Source organism: Bartonella sp. AD24XZML, assembly GCF_042196485.1.
Taxonomy (GTDB): domain Bacteria; phylum Pseudomonadota; class Alphaproteobacteria; order Rhizobiales; family Rhizobiaceae; genus Bartonella.
On sequence record NZ_JBHIQH010000064.1, the window covers coordinates 1 to 19,122 of the forward strand.

The window sequence follows — 19,122 nt, forward strand, 5'->3', positions numbered from 1 at the left end:
GCAAAGCGCAATTAACCTTGAAAAAAGGAACACGCATAACTTTGGCATTAGGCAATGATACTTTGGTTGCAAGTTATACGGTAGATACAAGAATAAGCGTTCCTTCTCTTTCGGCGGGGAAGGATTATTATGTTTATTTGGTTTCTGATGGAGGACAGTCTCATAAAATTGTTGTATCAGAAAACTCTACGTATCCAAACGGTTACAGCGTCAATAATTCGCGAAAGATAGGAGGGTTTCATACGCTTTGTGCGGATGTTGGTACGATTTCTGGTCACCCCTTGTCTGGTTATAGGGCAGGGGATATTTTACCCAATTCAGTTTGGTGTTTAAATCACCGCCCTTATAGTTCACCAGAAGGTATGGTTTATGATCCTTTGCAAGATCTTTGGGTTGATATTTATCTTCAATCAGGCACCGGTGAAAATACGAAATCAATGTATCGTACCAATATAACAACAAACCGTAATTATACCGAACATGTAACAGATATGGCGCGTGTTAAAAAATCTTTACTGAGTGATGAAGCGTTTGCTTCTGCTATGTATGGAAGCAATGAAAAGACACATATTGTTGGCAAGAAAGAACCAACCTCTAAGGTTTCAGGTGGATATAAGGATACGGCGAATCGTCGAATGATCTCGCATATCGGTTGTGAGGATGGTTGCGGTTATGTTTGGCAATTTTTATCGGGCACGTTTCCTATACCCATAAGCCGTACGCAAAATACGTTTGAAATGAGAGCATTGTTAGGGGGTGGTAGCTGGAGTAATACAACGGATAATGGGCGTTTTACTCGAGCCACCATGATCGTCAATGGTGGAAATGAACAAGTTGCGGCGCGTGGATGTAGCCATACGCGTCATTTTGTTTAGGAGGGAGAGATGATAGAATATCCAGAACATTTAAATAGCAAAGAAGATTATCTGAACATGCTTTCTTTTGACAAAGTTGAAACAGTAAGAAGGCTAGAGATGCTTTTGACAACGCGTTTTTATTGGTTTTTTGTCAAAGAACTCAGTGAAGGGGAAGAGGGGGTAGAAGATGATACGCATAAGGTTTGTCGAACAACAGAAATACCGTTTGATTCAAATGGTGATTTTGTCGAAAAGCGTTGTCAGTATGAATTACAGGAAAGTGAATATGCGCCGCTCTTTCAGCTTGGCTTTGGTGTTGACGAAGTCGAGCAACTGATCAAAGAGCATAGTCAATAGAGATCATAAAAAAACATTTTTATCCAGCCTCACTTTTGTGGGGCTTTTTTTATGGAGCGTCAGATGAGAAAGATATCGAAAGAAGGATTAGAGCTTATCAAACAATGGGAAGGTTTGCGTTTAGAGGCTTATAGAGATACAGCATGTATCTGGACCATTGGTTATGGTCATACCAGCAATGCAGGTCAACCGCTTGTCAAAAAAGGCATGCGTATTACGCAAAAGCAAGCGGAAGAAATCCTTTGTGAAGACTTAAAGCAATTTGAGCAGACGGTAGAGGAATCGGTGACGGTTTCGTTAACGGATTGCCAATTCGCGGCATTGGTCTCATTTTGCTATAATGTAGGAACAGCTGCTTTTCGCAAGTCAACCTTGTTGAAGAAGCTTAATCAAGGGGATTATGAAGCCGTACCCTTAGAATTACAGAAATGGAATAAGGTCGGTGGGAAGCCTCTTGCGGGTTTAGCCAACCGTCGAGCAGCAGAAGCGGGATTATGGGTAAAAGGGGCTTATGTTTCTTCGAATTATCAAAGGGTAGAAACGAAAACAGCAAGCGGTCTTTTAAAGATAGAAGCGCTTGCCCCGATTATAGGGTCTTGTTCTGGTTTTGGTGGCTTGTTGGTTGGCAATGGTCCGGTGCAATGGGCTTTAGCAGGCATGATGGTTTTAGCGGCTGTAACGGGCATAGTGATTGTCGCCAAGCGGTTTGGGGAGCAACGCTTATGATTTTTTGGCTAAAGAAATATTCTCTGATGTTTACAGCGGCTTTAGCCGTTTTTTTTATGGCTTTAGCCAAGGCGTTTCAGCTTGGCAAGCAAAGCGAACGGCAAAAGCAAACAGAGAATGCTTTAAAGACAGCAACAACCCGTCTTGAGGTAGAAAATGAAGTTAATCGAAAAAGTGATGCTGGTGTGCGCTCTGAACTTTCTCGTTGGGTGCGCGGCAAATAGGTCTGTTTCTTGTGGTGGCTGGTTGCCCATTTATTTAGATAATAAGGATGTTGCGGTCATCAGTTCCAACCTTGCAAGAGATATTTTGAAGCATAACAAGCAGGGAGCCCATTTATGTGGTTGGAAAGATGGTCAAGAAACGAAGCAGCAAAGATAAAGATCTTACAGAAACAGAACAACAGCTTCTTCATGAGATGATAGAGACGTATCAAGGCTTAAAGATGATGTCACGCTTTATGAAGTGGATTGCCTTCATTGTCTTTATGTTTGTTATTGATTTTGCCCGCCTTATGGATGCACTCGATAATATCTTATCATACCTCAAAAAATGGATAACAAAAAGTTAGAATTAGAGACTCTTTGGACATCAGGATTTACTATCCCCCCCGAAAAAAACTCTTGATTCGTAATAATTGAAGAAAATCATAAAAAGATTTGTTAGAATCAGAAGAAAATATTTCTTCTCTAATAGGACTTTTTATATGGTTACATCTTTTGGTAAAATTTTACGGAAACTTCGCATTGATCACTCNAAGAAATTAGACATATCTGTAGCATTTTTATCTTCTGTCGAGATTGGCAAAAAATCTGTTCCTGTAGGACTGGAGGAAAAGATCATAGAGCTTTATGGTTTAGATAAAGAGAAGGCTTCTCTCTTAAAAAAAGAAGCCTATGCATGTCGCAAGAGTTTTACAATCAAATCTTCAGACCCATTTCGCGGTGAAATTATTGGTATGTTTGTTAGAAACTTAGAGAATTTTTCACAAGAAGATTTAGCAAAACTAAAAAAATTTTTCGAGAAAATCGACGAAAAAAGAGGACTCCTATAGAGGAATAGCAGAAAATCCTATTCCCGTACTTTTATCTACACACCCCGTACCTTAAAAAAGATATTTAAAATTAATAAGTTATTTTTAATAAAAAAAGAAGTGGCTCCCCGGGCCGGATTCGAACCAGCGACCAACCGGTTAACAGCCGGTTGCTCTACCGCTGAGCTACCGGGGAATGGTGCCCAATCATCTCTTTGAAAAGGCTATAGCAAAGCAATACTGATTTGCAAAGAATAAAATTACTTTTTTTTAAAAAATATGATAAATTGTGTAATAAGAGGAAAAAAGGCGAGAGAATATTTCTACACCTTGACGGATGCGTTGCCTTCCCTTATTGAAACCTTTATGTTTGTTGACGAGGCCTCGTGGCGGAATGGTTACGCAGAGGACTGCAAATCCTTGTATCCCGGTTCGATTCCGGGCGAGGCCTCCAGCCGATTTTAAACGAAACGGCTTTTAGGGGAGATGAGGTATAGGAAAATAGATTATTTCCCTCTATTCTTGTGAAGACACTTTTGTATGAGAGATTATACAGTTAAAATCTAATTGTTGACTGTAGCATCCTTTTTTCTAACACCCATAGTTTAAGAGATCTTCGTCCCTTGTTGTCGTTGTTTTGTTTGTTTTTTGTAGGTTAGGAGAAAATATTCGTTATGGTTGCAGATTTTGCTGAGCTTCGTCGCAAAATGGTTGACAATCAAATTCGTACAGTCGATGTAACGGATTTATCAGTTCTTGAAGCCTTTTTAACGGTATCTCGTGAAGATTTTGTATCGGAAGATATGAAAGTATTAAGTTATCTTGATACTGATATTGTTCTATGTCCAGTGCAAGATGGGGTTTCTGCACGCTATTTGATGAAACCTGCGTCTCTAGCGAAATTACTACAGCTTGCCGCTGTAAAATCATCAGATGTTGTTTTAGATATTGGTGCAAATAGTGGTTATTGTGCAGCGTTGCTTGCAAAACTTGCAGGGTCTGTGATTGCGCTGGAAAGTGATAAATCTCTCTTTGAACGTGCTCTTGAAGCTTTAGAACGTAATCAATGTGATAATGTGGTTGTCGTTCATGGTCCATTAGAGCAAGGATATGCCGTTGAGGGACCTTATGATGTGATTTTCATTGAGGGATCTGTTGATTTTATTCCTCAAGGTATCTTTGATCAAATGAAAGACTGTGGACGTCTTGTTGTGGTTGAAGGGCATGGAAATGCTGCTGTTGCACAAATCTATATAAAAGAAGATGGGATCATCTCGGCTCGTCGTGCTTTTAACCTCGCTGTAAAGCCTCTTCCTTGTTTTTTCAAAACACCTGGTTTTGTGTTTTAGTGCTTGTTTGTTTTGTGAATAAAAGATAATTTTGTAATTTATTTGGGGTTTGTTATTGTGTGTATTATGTTTAGAGTAAACAAGAAGTTTCAGGCGTGTTTATTGCTGGTGCTGAGTGTTTTTCTATCAGAGGCTGTTTGTGCTGAAACATTGATGGATGCCTTTTCTAAGGCTTATAAATATAATGCTAAGTTGAATAGTGAACGTGCAGCTGTGCGTATATCCAGTGATGATGTTGTCATTGCGCGATCGGGGCTATTGCCACAAGTTGAGGGGGTTGGGAACTATGGGCGCAATAAGTCTTTTACAGGTCCTTATGTCACTTCTGGATCTATAGGAGTGAGATTAAATCAAAGATTATTTGATGGTTTTATCACGCAAAATATCTTTTCTTCAGCTCAAGTTAAGTTGCAGGCTCAGCGTGAATATCTTCGTAATGTTGAACAAAATACGTTTCTGGAGGCGGTGACCGCTTATGCTAATGTCTATCACGCACGTCGTGTTGCCGATCTTCGGAGAGAAAATTTGGCAGCTCTTGAGGAGCAAGTTCGTTCCAATAAAGCAAAATTTGATGTGGGTGAAGGAGGGCATGTTGATCTTGCTCAAGCTCAAGCTGCACGTTCCGTGGCGGTTTCAGAGCTGAGTCTTGCTCGTGCTGATGTAAAAGCAGCAGAGGCAGTGTATCGACAAGTTATTGGTTCTGATCCTGAAAAGTTAAAACGCCCACCTGTAGCCAAAGATTTTCCCGTCAACCTTGATATGGCTTACCAAGTGAGCGTTGTGATGCATCCAGCAATCCTTTATGCTAAATATTTAGTCGATGCGAGTGCTTATAATGTAAAGGCGAAAGAAGGGGCATTGCTCCCTAAAGTTGATTTTTCTGCAACCGCATCTTATAATCGAATCTACAGTGGGGTTGGAGAAGATGGCGTTTCTAAATCGATAGGGTTGTCAGTAAGTGTCCCAATCTTTGAAGGAGGGCGTACGTCTGCGCAAATTCGCCAATCAAGGGAACAGCTTGGACAGGCCCAGCTTCAACTCGATTTGGCGCATAGTAATACGCGACAAGCACTTACTTCTGCTTGGTTTCAGTTGGAGGGCGCTCGCTCATCTGTTATTGCTTACTGTGAAAGTGTTCGTGCTGCTGAAATTGCTCTGAAAGGTCGTGTTCAAGAAAATCGTGTAGGGCAAGCAACGACGCTGGATGTTTTAAATTCTCGTACTCTATTGATTAATGCTCAGATTGCGCTTGCAATGGCAGAGCGTAATGCTGTTGTGGCGAGCTATAGTGTTCAATCTTCTATTGGTAAATTGACTGCAAGTTATTTAGGTTTAAAAACAATTAAATATATCCGATAATACATAAAAGTATCTCTTTGAATCTTATTAAATTATTTTAGTTTTTAAAAGATTAGTAAATCAACAGTTGAATATGTTGAAAGATATTGCGGCGAGATATTATTTTTATAAGTGTAGAAAACTGTGTGTAGCGCCCTCTTTATGACAAGCATATTTGAAAATATCGTAGGAGGCATGTTGATCTTATAATTCTTTTGCATACACTGAAAATATGATTCTATTTGTTGTTGCGTCTTTGAGAGGTTGTAAAGTATGGTACAGAGTTCAAGCGTGTTACGTGAGCCAAGTATGGATGAAATTTTAACATCTATTCGTGAAATAATCGAAGAAAATGCGGTTCAATCTGATCACTTTTTAAATGAAGATGTTGCAGTGAATGCTTCAGAAGTGGCATCCGAGGGTATTTATGATACAACCTTATCGGTTGATGATGCTATGAAAGCTTTAGCTGATCGTATTGGTCTTTCTTCTGAAAATCAAGGAGGGAAGATAACGCAAGAGAAAGAGGATATAGAGGCAGAAAATAATACAGTTGGTATGGATATGCAAAAGATGAAGCTTTCTTCTGAAGAACGGAATTCTGTTTATAAAGCAAAAGAATATGAAGATGAGATAAGGAAATCACAGTCAGACGCTGGAAGGGATGGTCATGTGGAATTGTCTGCATATTGTATTTCTTCTGCAGAAAAGATTGCAAAGGATGTGTTGCGTCCTGCTATAGCAGAATGGTTACAGTCTAAATTGCCTATTTTGCTGGAAGATATTTTGCGTGAAGAGATTGTGAAGGCGATTAAAAAATCGTCTTAATTATTTTTTATATTATTTTTATGTTTTTCATTTTATGGGGATTTTGTTTGCGATTTTGCGAGCTCTCTAGTGAATGGCTGAGATTCACGAGATTCTGATCAGGTTTTGATCATATATTGTGTTTTTCAGCGGCGTTATGGATGGATAGAATGTTAGAAAAAAACTATGATGCTGCCTCTATAGAGCAACGGGTTGCAAAGAGATGGGAGACGCGTGGGGCTTTTAAAGCGGGAGCTGGTTCTAAAAGCGGTGCAGAACCTTTTTGCGTTATGCTTCCTCCTCCTAATGTTACGGGCTCACTTCATATGGGGCATGCGCTCAATACGACAATTCAAGATATAATAGTTAGATTTCAGCGGATGCGTGGCAGAAATGTGTTGTGGCAGCCTGGTATGGATCATGCTGGGATTGCTACGCAAATGGTAGTGGAGCGTCAACTTGCAGAACGCCAAGAGCCAACGCGTCAAGAAATGGGGAGAGAAAAGTTTATTGAGCGTATTTGGGAATGGCGTTATGAAACTGGAGGCGTTATTGCAAACCAGTTGCGTCGCCTTGGGGTTTCATGTGATTGGTCGCGTGAGCGGTTTACAATGGATGAGGGGGTGTCGCAGGCGGTTCATGAAGTCTTTGTCACGCTTTATAAGCAAGGGTTGATATATAGGGATAAGCGCCTCGTCAATTGGGACCCTAAATTGTTGACAGCTATTTCAGATCTTGAAGTTGAGCAAAAAGAAGTTCAAGGATATTTGTGGCACTTTAGATATCCACTTGAAGGTAAAATTTTTGATCCAAATGATGCGACAACTTTTATAACAGTGGCAACAACACGACCAGAAACAATGCTTGGTGATACAGGAATTGCTGTTAATCCTGAAGATGAGCGTTATAAAAATCTTATCGGTAAAAATGCTCTTTTGCCGCTTGTTGGTCGTAGGTTATTAATTGTTGGTGATAGCCATGCTGATCCTGAAGCTGGAAGTGGTGCTGTAAAAATCACACCAGCTCATGACTTTAATGACTTTGAAGTAGGACAGCGTAATCATTTACGCTTGATCAATATTTTTACCCAGCAAGCCGAGATTTTTCTTCGTAAAAATGAAGCATTTTTCGATGGTTTGATTTTATCAGATGAATTAAAAATGTTAGTAGAAAATCTCGATAAATCTGATCGTTTTGTTGCTCGCCAGAAGATTGTTTCTTTGATGGAAGAACAGGGATATTTAGCTTCTGTTGATGATCATACCCATATGGTTCCTCATGGAGATCGCAGTGGTGTCCCTATTGAGCCTTTTTTGACAGATCAATGGTATGTTCATGCTGCTGAATTAGCAAAGCCAGCGATAGAGGCTGTTCAACAAGGCAAAACGCAGTTCGTTCCCGATAACTGGAAAAAGACGTACTTCAATTGGATGGAAAATATTCAACCTTGGTGCATTTCTCGCCAATTATGGTGGGGACATCAGATTCCTGCTTGGTATGGTCCTGATGGAACGGTTTTTGTTGAAAAAAGTGAAAAAGAGGCTTTAGATTCAGCTTTTGCTCATTATGGTGAGGTTGTTGAATTAATCCGTGATCCGGATGTTTTAGATACTTGGTTTTCATCAGCTCTTTGGCCTTTTTCAACATTAGGATGGCCAAATAAAACGACTGAATTATCTACTTTTTACCCAACATCTTTATCTGTGACAGGATTTGATATTATTTTTTTCTGGGTTGCTCGTATGATGATGATGGGACTTCACTTTATGGGTGACGTTCCTTTCCCAACGGTTTATGTGCATGCTCTTGTACGGGATCAAAAGGGTGCAAAGATGTCAAAATCAAAGGGAAATATTATTGATCCCTTAGAGCTTATTGATCAATATAGTGCTGATGCACTTCGGTTTACTTTAGCTATTATGGCAGCACAAGGTCGTGATGTAAAACTTGATGTTTCCCGTATTGCTGGTTATCGTAATTTTGCTACGAAATTGTGGAATGCTACCCGATTTGCACAGATGAATGGTGTGAAGCATGATCCAGCTTTTAAACCAGAACAAGCAAAATTGGCGCTTAATCGTTGGATTTTAACAGAGTTATCTAAAACAATTTCAGCGGTTACGACTGGTATTGAACACTATAAATTTAATGAGTCAGCTGCTACTCTTTACCGTTTCATTTGGAATACATTATGTGATTGGTATTTGGAGCTTCTCAAACCTATTTTTCAGGGGGAAAATGAAGATGCTAAAAATGAGGCTCAAGCTTGTACTGCTTGGGTTTTAGATGAAGTTTATAAACTTCTTCATCCTTTTATGCCTTATATGACGGAAGAGTTGTGGTCTCTTACAGAAACGCAAGCCATCAAGCGTGAGGATATGCTCGCATTGACAAAATGGCCAGAGGAAACATTGATAGATGAAGAAGCTGCTGATGATATTAATTGGCTTATTGATGTCGTCACGGGGATTCGGTCTGTACGTTTTGAAATGAATATTCCAGTGGCGACACAAGCATCTCTTGTTGTTGTCGAAGGAGGGGAAGTAACGCGAGAGCGTGTGAAGCGTTATGATGCACTTCTTAAAAAATTAGCGCGTATTGAAGTTATTGATTTCTCTGATAAAGTTCCGGAAGTATCGGCACAAATGATTTTGGGAGAGGCTGTTTTTTGTTTACCATTAGGACAGTTGATTGATTTGGAGGCTGAACGTGTTCGTTTGAGGAAGGATGTCAGTAAAATTGAACAAGATATTGAAAAAATATCGCTTAAGTTAAACAACCCCCAATTTATAGCAAATGCAAAAGCAGAAATTGTTGAGCGTGAGCGGAACAGGGTTGTAGAACTGCGTGCAGCGCAGAAAAAAATATTTGTTGCTTTAGAGCGGTTAGATTGATTTCAACTTTTTCTTTTGTTAGTTTTTCATGAACGATCATAAAATCTCTACTGAAATCCATTGTTTTATGTTTATCATTAAAGAGACATCTTTTAAGGCATCCAAGCCTATTCCACGACGTAGATCATGAGTGGTATAACGGTAAATCCATTGAGCTTCCCTTCTTTATGCTTGTGAAGTAACAAGCGCCGGGGGGGCACCATTCTGTCCAATATCCGGACAACCCTTAGCTCAAACCGTTCGTAAGAGGCACTTTTAGTTCTTTCTTACACAGAGTTTTTATCCACATAGCTCTCTCTGCTTGTAATGTGCAAGCGGATGGTTTTGATTGATTTAACATGGAACAGGTTTGGAATGAGAGAATCTTACGATATTCGAGGTCCTCATTCAATATGCAAAAAGGTAAATTATCATTATAAATCAAAACATTGTTTTATTTCTGTAAAATATCATCATTTAGAGTAGCAATATAAGGCATGTAAAATTACACATGTGGTATTTTTTTGTATGTAGTGGTGAGTATTCTGAGGTAGAACTTGTGTGTAAAGTATGAAGTAACCCCATGTGAAATGATGTCAGGTGCAATCCGTTAAACAAAAAGCTTGTATTGTTTATAGATTGACGGAGACAAAAAACTTCATCTTTAAGGTGGTAAGGCAGTCGTGAAGTTATAAGTTAACTATCATCATTATATTTATCCATCTTTCGTATTGTTTTTTATATTTAAACGCTTACCATTCATCATGTATTCTCTTCATTCTCAAGTTGCTGTTTAATGTACGTTATTTTATTGAACGATTTTTACTCATACGTATAAAATTTTAAGATCGATAAAGCTTAGAATGTTAAAGGATGTGTTACAAAATATAGAATGATGATTTATATTTAAAAATCAATTTGTTGTATATAAAAATGGATACTTAATTTTATCGAACATTTTGGATGATTTTTATCTATTTGTCTTTTCTTTTAAAATTTTTACTTTAAAATCACGTATGCTTCTTACTAAGAAAAAGAGTTTAAATATCTACAAAGAAATTTGTAACAGATATAATCATTAAAATTGAGATAGGGGGGAAATGGTTAATAGGTTTCAGATATGGAAAAAAGTCACGATTGTTGTGATTTTAGGGGGATTCTTTTCGACTGTTTATGTAATAGATGTCAATAGCTTGCAAGAAGCGAATGATGGTTCGTTTTATTTTTTTAAACGTGGCATGTCTGCTTATAAAAATGGGCATATAAATCAGGCTATTGCAGCATTACGTTGTGCAGCTAAGAGAGGTCATATTGGTGCGAATTGGAAACTTGGCTCTATCTATGCAAACGGTGATGGTGTCCCTAAAAATGATTATAAGGCATATAATTTTTTTGCATATATTGTTGAAAAAGGTGCTGATCTTGGTTCAGAGGATGAAAGTTATGTTTCTGATGCATTGGTTAAACTTGCGAGATATATAAAAAAAGGTATTCCTCAATCACCTGTGAAACCTGATCCTTCTTATGCTGCTCATCTTTATATGCAGGCTGCGGTAAACTATGGAAATCCTAAAGCTCAGTATCATTTAGGAAAAATATTTTTAAAGGGAGAGGGAAGGGAGAAGAATCTTATACAAGCAGCACGATGGTTTCAACTTTCAGCAAAAAAAGGAAATCCTTCTGCCCAAGCAATGCTTGGAAATATACTGCTTCAAGAAGGAAAAATTGTCCGTGGGGCAGCAATGTTAACTGCTGCCTATGAAAAAGCTAACGTAAAAGACAAAAATTGGATTCATCCTTTGCAAGAACAGGCTTTTGCTCTTTGTAATGAATCTGAGAGACGTACAGCAATTTCACTGGTTGCTGAGATTTTAAAGAATAACAGTTTTTAAACATCTGATTGTAATATTTTTACATTCTTTCATCTTATATTAAACTCTGTTTTCTTGTATACAAGTTCATAGTAAAGATAGCTTTTTTGATAATCTAATGGCTAATGACTTAGGATTTTAGACAAAAATTCTTGCGTTCTCGGTTTTCTTGCTTGCGGATCAGAAAAAAACTCTTTAGATGAGCAGTCTTCAAGAATTGTTCCTTGATCTATGAAAATAACACGCTCAGAGACTTTTTGTGCAAATCCCATTTCATGGGTTACACAAATCATCGTCATACCTTCTTCTGCTAAGCTAATCATGACATCGAGTACTTCACCTACCATTTCAGGATCTAGAGCAGATGTTGGTTCATCAAAAAGCATGACAAGTGGATCCATAGTTAAGGCACGTGCAATAGCAACACGTTGTTGTTGCCCTCCAGAAAGTTGACCAGGATATTTATCTTTGTGTTCAATGAGGCCAACGCGTTCAAGATATAACAATCCACGTTCAAGTGCTTCTTTTTTGCTTCGTTTTAGGACTTTGATTTGTGCAATTGTCAAATTTTCTGTGACAGATAAATGGGGGAAAAGCTCGAAGTGTTGAAACACCATTCCTACCTGACTTCGCAATTTAGGCAGATTCGTTTTTTTTGAATGAACAGGTATTCCATTAATCCAAATTTTACCTTTTTGAAAAGGGACGAGAGCGTTAATAGTTTTAATGAGTGTTGACTTTCCTGAGCCTGATGGACCACAAACGACAACGACTTCTCCTTTATTAATGTTGGTTGTACAGTTTTTAAGGACTTTAATTTCGCCATACCAATTAGAAACATTTTTTATTTCGATCATATGAGTAGACATTTTTTTTCCTGTTAGCGAATAATGGATACTTTTTTTTGTAAATACAAAACTATTTGTGACAGTGTAAAACAGATAACAAAATAGAAAATAGCTGCTAAGATATAAGCTTCTTGCTTTACACCAAAATTATTAGCAGCAATATCAAAACCATTCAAAAGGCTATGACCACTGATGGCATAAACAAGGGTTGTATCCTGAAAAAGGATAACAACTTGTGTTAAAAAGACTGGAAGCATATCTCTAAAGGCTTGAGGAAGAATGACAATGTACATACTTTGCCAATATGTCATTCCAAGAGCTTGTCCTGCATATTTTTGTCCTTGCGGAACTGAATTGATTCCAGCACGCATAATCTCAGCAAAATAAGCCGTTTCAAATGCGGTAAAGGTAATGAGTGCTGATTTATTTGCACCAATGGATATACCGGTTAAAAAAGGCAGAAGCACGAAAAACCATAAGATAACCATCACAAGTGGTATTGAACGCATAACTGTTATGTAACTGATTGCAAACCAAGAAAGAAGTTTTATGGAAGAAAGGCGCATCATTGCTAAAAGCGTACCGAAAACAAACCCCAATACCGTTGCAAAAAGAGTTAGAAAAACGCTAAAGAGTAAACCTGATAAAATGTAAGAACGAAATACATCAAAGGTAAAAAAGGAAAAATCAAAGTCGGAAAAATTGAAAAGAGAATAAAGTCCAAACTGAGAGCTTATGAAATTTATCATATTCAATTTCCCTTTGTTTGAAAATTAGGAATTTTGAGTATTTGTTCAATGACTGTCATCACAATGAATACGAATAAAGCTATTAGAATATAAAGAGTCGTAACAAGTAAATAATTTTCGTAAACATGGCTTACCTCTTCAATTGCTTGGTATTGAAATTGCATGAGCTCATTTATTGAAACGGCGAATGCTATAGACGAATTTTTCACAATCCCCATTGCTTCTGAAGTAAGAGGTGGCATAATTGCACGTATAGCACGTGGTAGTATAATATAGCGATAACTTTGATAAGTTGTAAACCCCATTGCCATAGCAGCATAGCGTTGTCCAGAAGGAATCGCTTCAATGCCTGAACGAACCTGTTCAGCAATGCGTGCAGATGTAAAGAATCCCAATGCGCATGTTATTAAGAGAATGGGGGAAAATTTCATCGCTGGTGGATAAATCTTCGGAACAACAAAATACCACAAAAACACTTGTACAAGGAGGGGAATATTACGCATAATCTCTACCCAAATAGTACCGATAGTGCGAAATATATAATTGATTATGGATGTTTTGGGTAAAGTGCGCATTGTTCCTATAACAACACCACACAATACAGCTAATATAAGTGAAGTGATAGACAATATAACCGTATTTTTAAAGCCATCGAGAAGTGTATCTAAATAGGTATGGCTCACGCCGGGAGTTCCCAAGCATCCTGTTACCAATGTTTGAGTAAGGTCATCTCTACAAAGGAAAGAAAAGTCCATTAATTGATATTCCCTCAAATTAGTCATTCACAAATAGGACAATAAACCACGCGCATCTACATAGTCCAGATTTATTAAAAAGTGAATTAAAATATAAACCACACTCAATTTCAAAAGAGTGTGGTTCTTCTTTATTAAATTCTATAAATCTTTTTCTGCGTAGCTTTCTCGAGGCTTATTATTTGGGTGATCCCAAGCATATCTTGTTTGTTTTGACAAGGGAAGGTTCATAACAGTGTTAGCAGGTGGGATCGGTTTCATAAACCACTTATTATAAAGCTTTTCCAGTGATTCATCTTTAATCTGACGTACGATACTATCGTTGATTGTTTGTTCAAATTTTTTGTCATTTAATCTGAGCATACAGGCAATAGGTTCGACTGAAAGTACAGTATCAAGAATGACATAATCAGATGGATTCTTTGATTTAGCAATATGTCCAGCAAGAATTGAAGCGTCCATGACAAAAGCATCTACCTTACCAGATTCTAATAATAAAAAACTATCTCCGTGATCTTTCCCCTTTAAAACTTTAAACTGAATGTTTTTTGCACGTTTATTTTTACGAATAAGTTGAACAGATGTTGTACCGGTGGTCGTTGCAACTGTTTTTCCATTTAAATCCTCAAGAGATTTAATGTTAGAGTTTTTCTTTACAGCAATCCGAACCTCTTCAATGTATGTCGTATAAGCAAATGCTGCTTCTTTACTGCGGGCAATATCATGTGTTGTTGAGCCGCACTCAAAATCATAGGTTTTATTTTTTAAGAGAGGAATTCTATTTTGAGAAGTGATGGGAAGATAATGAATTTTAATTGGTTTACCAATTTTTTTTGAGATATCATCAATGATCCGTTCTGCCATTTCTGTATGAAAACCTACATATTTATTATTACCAAGGGCGTAGGCTAAACCAGATGATTCACGGACACCTAAAGTAATTTCCCCTGTTCGTTTTATTTTTTCAAGAGTATCATGTTCAGCATGCGCGAAACTTGAGAATCCAATGGCCGTTGCTGCAATAAGCATTAATAATGATTTCTTCATTTATGTCCTCCATTCATTTATTTTTATTTTATTTGCTTAAGATATACTGTTTATATGCTGTAGCATAGTTATTATTTTTGAGTGGAATTTTTTTGTTGTCTCATGAAATGAGGATTTTACTTTCTTAATTGATATTAAGGTGAATCCAAACAGGAACGTGGTCGGATGGTTTTTGATATCCCCTTACTTCTGTTTGGCTATGAGCGCAAATTAATTGATCAACAGCTTCTGGTGATAATAATAAATGATCAATGCGAATCCCATTATTCTTAGGCCAGGCACCTGCCTGAAAATCCCAAAAACTGAAGGAGGGAGTATCGGTGACATTCCGGATAGCATCGTAAAGACCTAAATGAAGAATACGTTGGAATGCTTTTCTTGTTTCTTGAAGAAATAAGGCATCTTGATACCATTCTTGAGGTTTTTTTGCATCTAATGGAGTGGGGATGACATTATAATCACCTGCTAGAATAAGAGGTTCTTCATACGTAAGTAATGATTTTGCATGTGTATATAATCTTTCCATCCATTCTATCTTATAGGAATATTTTTCACTCTCAATAGGATTCCCATTTGGCAAATAGAGAGATGCAACACGAACAACACCTTTGTTTGTTGAATAAACAGCTTCAATGTAACGTGTTTGTTTATCATTATCATTGCCTGGTAATCGACGGATCACTTCATCTGGTGTTTTTTTAGAGAGAATCGCAACGCCATTAAAACTTTTTTGTCCGTGTGTTTCTATATGGTAACCTAAACTTTCAATTGCATCGCGTGGAAAATTTTCATCGATACTTTTAATTTCCTGTAAACAGACTATGTCCGGCTGGCTTTGCTGCAGCCATTGACATAATGTTTCATGTCGTGCTTTTATCCCGGCAATATTCCACGTTGCTATTTTCATGGCGCTCATCATTAGATATCCAATATGCAATTCAATTTACTGCATGTATGTTTTACTACAGTCACATCGCTACTTTTTTATTTATAGGGGATATTACTATGGTAAATTGATTTATCAAGAGTAGCAATAAAAGCAAATTTAAAGTTTTAAAATTTAATTTATTTTCATTTTTAAAAACTTTCTGCTGTTTAGTTCTTGACGAATGTACGTGTTCTCGCTATTAGAGATGGACATAACCGATGTGAATGTAATCAGGCGTTTTGGATATGAACCGGAAGATTATTCACAGGTGTTAAGAAGATTAAAAGCAAATGCTAGTGCAAAAGGCTATTGCCTTCTCTGCTTATGGTCGGGTAAACTGTTTTTTTTGCAGGTGTGCCCGATTTTGTGTGTAGACTTAGATATCTGTTCCGATTCTGTTGGGGTAGATAGAAATAAAAATAGAAAAGCCCGATTGGGTGAGACGAATGTAGATCGAAAAGAGGAAGGTTACATGCCTACCGTAAACCAGTTGATTCGCAAGCCGCGTGTGGCGCCAGTTAAACGTAATAAGGTTCCTGCTCTGCAGTCGAATCCGCAGAAGCGTGGTGTTTGTACGCGTGTTTATACAACAACACCGAAGAAACCTAATTCTGCTCTTCGTAAAGTTGCTAAAATTCGCTTGACGAATGGATTTGAGGTAATTGGTTATATTCCTGGAGAGGGGCATAATCTTCAAGAGCACTCTGTTGTAATGATTCGTGGTGGTCGTGTGAAAGATTTGCCAGGAGTTCGTTATCACATTATTCGTGGTTTGCTTGATACGCAGGGTGTCAAGAATCGTAAACAGCGTCGTTCAAAGTATGGCGCGAAGCGTCCAAAATAATATTGAGAGACAAAGCCAATGTCCCGTCGTCATAGAGCAGAAAAGCGTGAGATTAATCCAGATCCAAAATTTGGTGATTTGGTTATTATGAAATTTATGAATGCCATTATGTTTGATGGTAAAAAATCAGTTGCAGAGCGTATTGTTTATGGTGCGCTCGATTCTGTGGAAAAAAGAGTAAAAACAGATCCTGTGGCTCTATTTCATCGAGCTTTAGAGAATGTTGCTCCTCATATTGAGGTTCGTTCACGCCGTGTTGGTGGCGCTACTTATCAAGTTCCGATTGATGTTCGTCCTGATCGTCGTCAGGCTCTTGCTATTCGTTGGTTGATTGCGGCGGCACGTGGTCGAAATGAAACGACGATGGTTGAGCGTTTATCTGGTGAATTGATGGATGCGGCTAATAATCGTGGTTCTGCCGTGAAAAAGCGTGAAGATGTTCATCGTATGGCTGAAGCTAATCGTGCTTTTTCTCACTATCGCTGGTAGAAGTTTTAAACTAAGGCAAATATAATGGCTCGCGAATATAAAATTGAAGATTATCGTAATTTTGGTATTATGGCGCATATTGATGCTGGTAAAACTACGATGACTGAACGTATTCTGTTCTATACCGGTAAGAATCATAAAATTGGCGAGACCCATGATGGCGCTTCTACAATGGATTGGATGGAGCAGGAGCAGGAGCGTGGTATTACGATTACGTCTGCTGCAACAACGACATTTTGGGAAGGGAAAGACGGTCGGAAGCGTCGCTTTAATATTATTGATACGCCAGGGCACGTTGATTTTACGATTGAAGTTGAGCGCTCTTTGCGTGTTCTTGATGGTGCAATAGCCTTGTTGGATGCAAATGCTGGTGTGGAGCCTCAAACGGAAACTGTTTGGCGGCAAGCTGAGAAGTATCGCGTGCCTCGTATGGTTTTTGTTAATAAAATGGACAAAATAGGAGCTGATTTCTATCGTAGTGTGGAGATGGTTGGTTCTCGGTTGGGTGCTAAGGCGCTTGTTTTGCAGTTGCCGATTGGTGCTGAAAATGACTTTGAAGGTGTTGTTGATCTTGTAGAAATGAAGGCTTTAAAGTGGGATGGCTCTATTGGTGCCTCGGCGGTAATAAGTGAAATTCCCTCTGATTTAAAGGAAAAAGCTGCAGAATATCGCGAGAAATTGATTGAGATGGCTGTGGAGGTTGATGAAGCTGCGACAGAGGCTTATTTGGAAGGTGTTATGCCAACCAACGAGCAGCTTGTTTCTCTCATTCGTAGGGGAACGGTAGAAGTTCAGTTTCATCCGGTTTTTTGTGGTACGGCTTTTAAAAACAAGGGGGTGCAGCCACTTTTGGATGCTGTTATTTCCTATCTTCCTTCTCCAATTGATATTCCGGCGATTAAGGGTATTGATGTAAAGAATGAGGCTGAGACGACACGCGAATCTTCTGATGATGCTCCGCTATCTATGCTTGCTTTTAAAATTATGAATGATCCTTTTGTTGGTTCATTGACGTTCTGTCGTATTTACTCAGGTAAAGTTCAGAAAGGTATTTCTCTTGAGAATACTGTGAAAAAGAAAAAAGAGCGTTTGGGGCGTATGCTTCAAATGCATTCAAATTCTCGTGAGGATATTGAAGAAGCATTTGCTGGTGATATTGTTGCTCTTGCAGGACTTAAGGAGACGACAACAGGGGATACTCTTTGTGATCCTTTGAAGCCTGTTATTTTGGAGAGGATGGAATTTCCAGAGCCTGTTATTGAGATTGCAATTGAACCGAAAACAAAAGCAGATCAAGAAAAAATGGGTATTGCTCTTAACCGTCTAGCAGCCGAAGATCCTTCATTCCGTGTTAAATCAGATGAGGAATCTGGTCAGACTATTATAGCTGGAATGGGTGAGCTTCATCTTGATATTATTGTTGACCGTATGCGGCGTGAGTTTAAGGTTGAAGCAAATGTTGGGCAACCTCAAGTTGCTTATCGTGAGTCAATTACTAAAATGGCGGAAATTGATTATACGCATAAGAAACAATCGGGTGGTGCCGGTCAGTTTGCTCGTGTGAAAATTGTTTTTGAACCTCATGATGGTGATGACTTTATTTTTGAGTCAAAGATTGTGGGTGGTGCTGTTCCTAAAGAATATATTCCCGGTGTCCAAAAAGGGATTGAGAGTGTTATGGGGTCAGGTCCTCTTGCGGGCTTTCCTATGCTTGGTGTAAAAGCGACTCTCATTGATGGTGGCTATCACGATGTTGATTCTTCGGTTTTGGCTTTTGAGATTGCTGCTCGTGCGGCTTTTCGTGATGGGGCAAAGAAGGCTGGTGCACAGCTTCTTGAGCCGATCATGAAGGTGGAAGTTGTTACACCAGATGATTATGTTGGTGATGTTATTGGTGATCTCAATTCTCGTCGGGGACAGATTTCAGGAACTGAAGCGCGCGGTATTGCAACGGTTGTGAATGCAATGGTTCCTTTGGCAAATATGTTTGGTTATGTAAATACTCTTCGCTCTATGAGTCAGGGGCGTGCGCAGTATACAATGCAGTTTGATCATTACGAGCCTGTACCTTCGGCTGTTGCTTTGGATATTCAAAAGAAATACGCGTAATTTCAGGTTGGTAATTAATTTTTAACTTAGTCCTTGGCTTGGACGGAAAATGGAGAGCTCAAATGGCGAAGAGCAAGTTTGAACGAACAAAACCGCATGTTAATATTGGTACGATTGGTCACGTTGATCATGGGAAGACCTC

General features: G+C 38.5%; 18 protein-coding genes, 2 tRNA genes and 2 pseudogenes. 16 read left to right on the plus strand and 6 right to left on the minus strand.

What is annotated here, in order from left to right; genetic code table 11:
* The 6 genes and pseudogenes from ACFIMX_RS06485 to ACFIMX_RS06510 form a co-directional block, all read left to right on the plus strand.
* A pseudogene (locus ACFIMX_RS06485) lies at positions 1-875 on the plus strand (hypothetical protein); the annotation flags it as partial.
* A gap of 9 nt (positions 876-884) precedes the next feature.
* On the plus strand, positions 885-1,214 hold the full coding sequence (locus tag ACFIMX_RS06490; RefSeq protein WP_375611039.1) for a hypothetical protein: 330 nt from the start codon (positions 885-887) through the stop codon (positions 1,212-1,214).
* A gap of 63 nt (positions 1,215-1,277) precedes the next feature.
* Positions 1,278-1,940 (plus strand): lysozyme, encoded by a 663-nt coding sequence (locus ACFIMX_RS06495; protein ID WP_375694202.1) that lies wholly within the window; start codon positions 1,278-1,280, stop codon positions 1,938-1,940.
* The gene (locus ACFIMX_RS06500) at positions 1,937-2,164 is read left to right on the plus strand and encodes a hypothetical protein (protein WP_375611041.1); all 228 of its coding nucleotides are present in this window, start codon (positions 1,937-1,939) and stop codon (positions 2,162-2,164) included. Before ACFIMX_RS06495 ends, ACFIMX_RS06500 begins: the two co-directional genes overlap by 4 nt.
* 116 nt (positions 2,165-2,280) lie before the next feature.
* Positions 2,281-2,511 carry a hypothetical protein gene (locus tag ACFIMX_RS06505; RefSeq protein WP_375694203.1) on the plus strand — a complete coding sequence of 77 codons (231 nt, stop codon included), beginning with the start codon at positions 2,281-2,283 and terminating at the stop codon, positions 2,509-2,511.
* Between the two features lie 135 nt (positions 2,512-2,646).
* Positions 2,647-2,994, plus strand: a complete 348-nt coding sequence (locus ACFIMX_RS06510) for an XRE family transcriptional regulator (protein ID WP_375694204.1) — start codon at positions 2,647-2,649, stop codon at positions 2,992-2,994.
* A 100-nt stretch (positions 2,995-3,094) separates the two neighbouring features.
* On the opposite strand, the gene ACFIMX_RS06515 is transcribed toward ACFIMX_RS06510, so the two are convergent.
* A tRNA-Asn gene (locus ACFIMX_RS06515) sits at positions 3,095-3,169 on the minus strand.
* Between the two features lie 184 nt (positions 3,170-3,353).
* Here ACFIMX_RS06515 and ACFIMX_RS06520 point away from each other — a divergent pair.
* The 6 genes from ACFIMX_RS06520 (at position 3,354) to ACFIMX_RS06545 (ending at position 11,232) form a co-directional block, all read left to right on the plus strand.
* A tRNA-Cys gene (locus tag ACFIMX_RS06520) sits at positions 3,354-3,427 on the plus strand.
* Between the two features lie 220 nt (positions 3,428-3,647).
* Positions 3,648-4,322: a protein-L-isoaspartate O-methyltransferase gene (locus tag ACFIMX_RS06525; RefSeq protein ID WP_375618572.1), complete on the plus strand. Its 675-nt coding sequence runs from the start codon at positions 3,648-3,650 to the stop codon at positions 4,320-4,322.
* A 66-nt stretch (positions 4,323-4,388) separates the two neighbouring features.
* On the plus strand, positions 4,389-5,681 hold the full coding sequence (locus tag ACFIMX_RS06530) for a TolC family outer membrane protein (RefSeq protein WP_375640146.1): 1,293 nt from the start codon (positions 4,389-4,391) through the stop codon (positions 5,679-5,681).
* 252 nt (positions 5,682-5,933) lie between these two features.
* Positions 5,934-6,488, plus strand: coding sequence for a DUF2497 domain-containing protein (locus tag ACFIMX_RS06535; RefSeq protein ID WP_375612445.1), 555 nt, complete (start codon positions 5,934-5,936; stop codon positions 6,486-6,488).
* Between the two features lie 149 nt (positions 6,489-6,637).
* Positions 6,638-9,361, plus strand: a complete 2,724-nt coding sequence (locus tag ACFIMX_RS06540; RefSeq protein WP_375694210.1) for a valine--tRNA ligase — start codon at positions 6,638-6,640, stop codon at positions 9,359-9,361.
* 1,079 nt (positions 9,362-10,440) lie between these two features.
* Positions 10,441-11,232: a tetratricopeptide repeat protein gene (locus tag ACFIMX_RS06545; protein WP_375618569.1), complete on the plus strand. Its 792-nt coding sequence runs from the start codon at positions 10,441-10,443 to the stop codon at positions 11,230-11,232.
* 101 nt (positions 11,233-11,333) lie between these two features.
* On the opposite strand, the gene ACFIMX_RS06550 is transcribed toward ACFIMX_RS06545, so the two are convergent.
* From ACFIMX_RS06550 to xth, 5 genes are all read right to left on the minus strand, one after another.
* Positions 11,334-12,080, minus strand: coding sequence for an amino acid ABC transporter ATP-binding protein (locus ACFIMX_RS06550; RefSeq protein ID WP_375694205.1), 747 nt, complete (start codon positions 12,078-12,080; stop codon positions 11,334-11,336).
* Positions 12,081-12,091: 11 nt separating this feature from the next.
* Entirely contained in the window at positions 12,092-12,808 is a 717-nt protein-coding gene (locus ACFIMX_RS06555; RefSeq protein WP_375694206.1) for an amino acid ABC transporter permease, read from the minus strand.
* A 2-nt stretch (positions 12,809-12,810) separates the two neighbouring features.
* A complete protein-coding gene (locus ACFIMX_RS06560) occupies positions 12,811-13,563 on the minus strand; it encodes an amino acid ABC transporter permease (RefSeq protein ID WP_375694207.1) in 753 nt (250 codons plus the stop codon).
* Between the two features lie 141 nt (positions 13,564-13,704).
* Positions 13,705-14,610, minus strand: coding sequence for a transporter substrate-binding domain-containing protein (locus ACFIMX_RS06565; RefSeq protein ID WP_375694208.1), 906 nt, complete (start codon positions 14,608-14,610; stop codon positions 13,705-13,707).
* A gap of 124 nt (positions 14,611-14,734) precedes the next feature.
* On the minus strand, positions 14,735-15,517 hold the full coding sequence (xth, locus tag ACFIMX_RS06570; RefSeq protein ID WP_375618565.1) for an exodeoxyribonuclease III: 783 nt from the start codon (positions 15,515-15,517) through the stop codon (positions 14,735-14,737).
* Positions 15,518-16,010: 493 nt separating this feature from the next.
* Here xth and rpsL point away from each other — a divergent pair, with 493 nt between their 5' ends.
* The 4 genes and pseudogenes from rpsL to ACFIMX_RS06590 form a co-directional block, all read left to right on the plus strand.
* The gene (gene rpsL / locus ACFIMX_RS06575; RefSeq protein ID WP_005773262.1) at positions 16,011-16,382 is read left to right on the plus strand and encodes a 30S ribosomal protein S12; all 372 of its coding nucleotides are present in this window, start codon (positions 16,011-16,013) and stop codon (positions 16,380-16,382) included.
* 18 nt (positions 16,383-16,400) lie between these two features.
* Complete coding sequence (gene rpsG, locus ACFIMX_RS06580; protein WP_273791452.1) at positions 16,401-16,871, plus strand: 30S ribosomal protein S7; 471 nt, start codon at positions 16,401-16,403, stop codon at positions 16,869-16,871.
* 24 nt (positions 16,872-16,895) lie between these two features.
* Positions 16,896-18,980, plus strand: coding sequence for an elongation factor G (fusA, locus tag ACFIMX_RS06585; RefSeq protein WP_375694209.1), 2,085 nt, complete (start codon positions 16,896-16,898; stop codon positions 18,978-18,980).
* A 62-nt stretch (positions 18,981-19,042) separates the two neighbouring features.
* Positions 19,043-19,122: pseudogene (locus tag ACFIMX_RS06590) on the plus strand (elongation factor Tu); the annotation flags it as partial.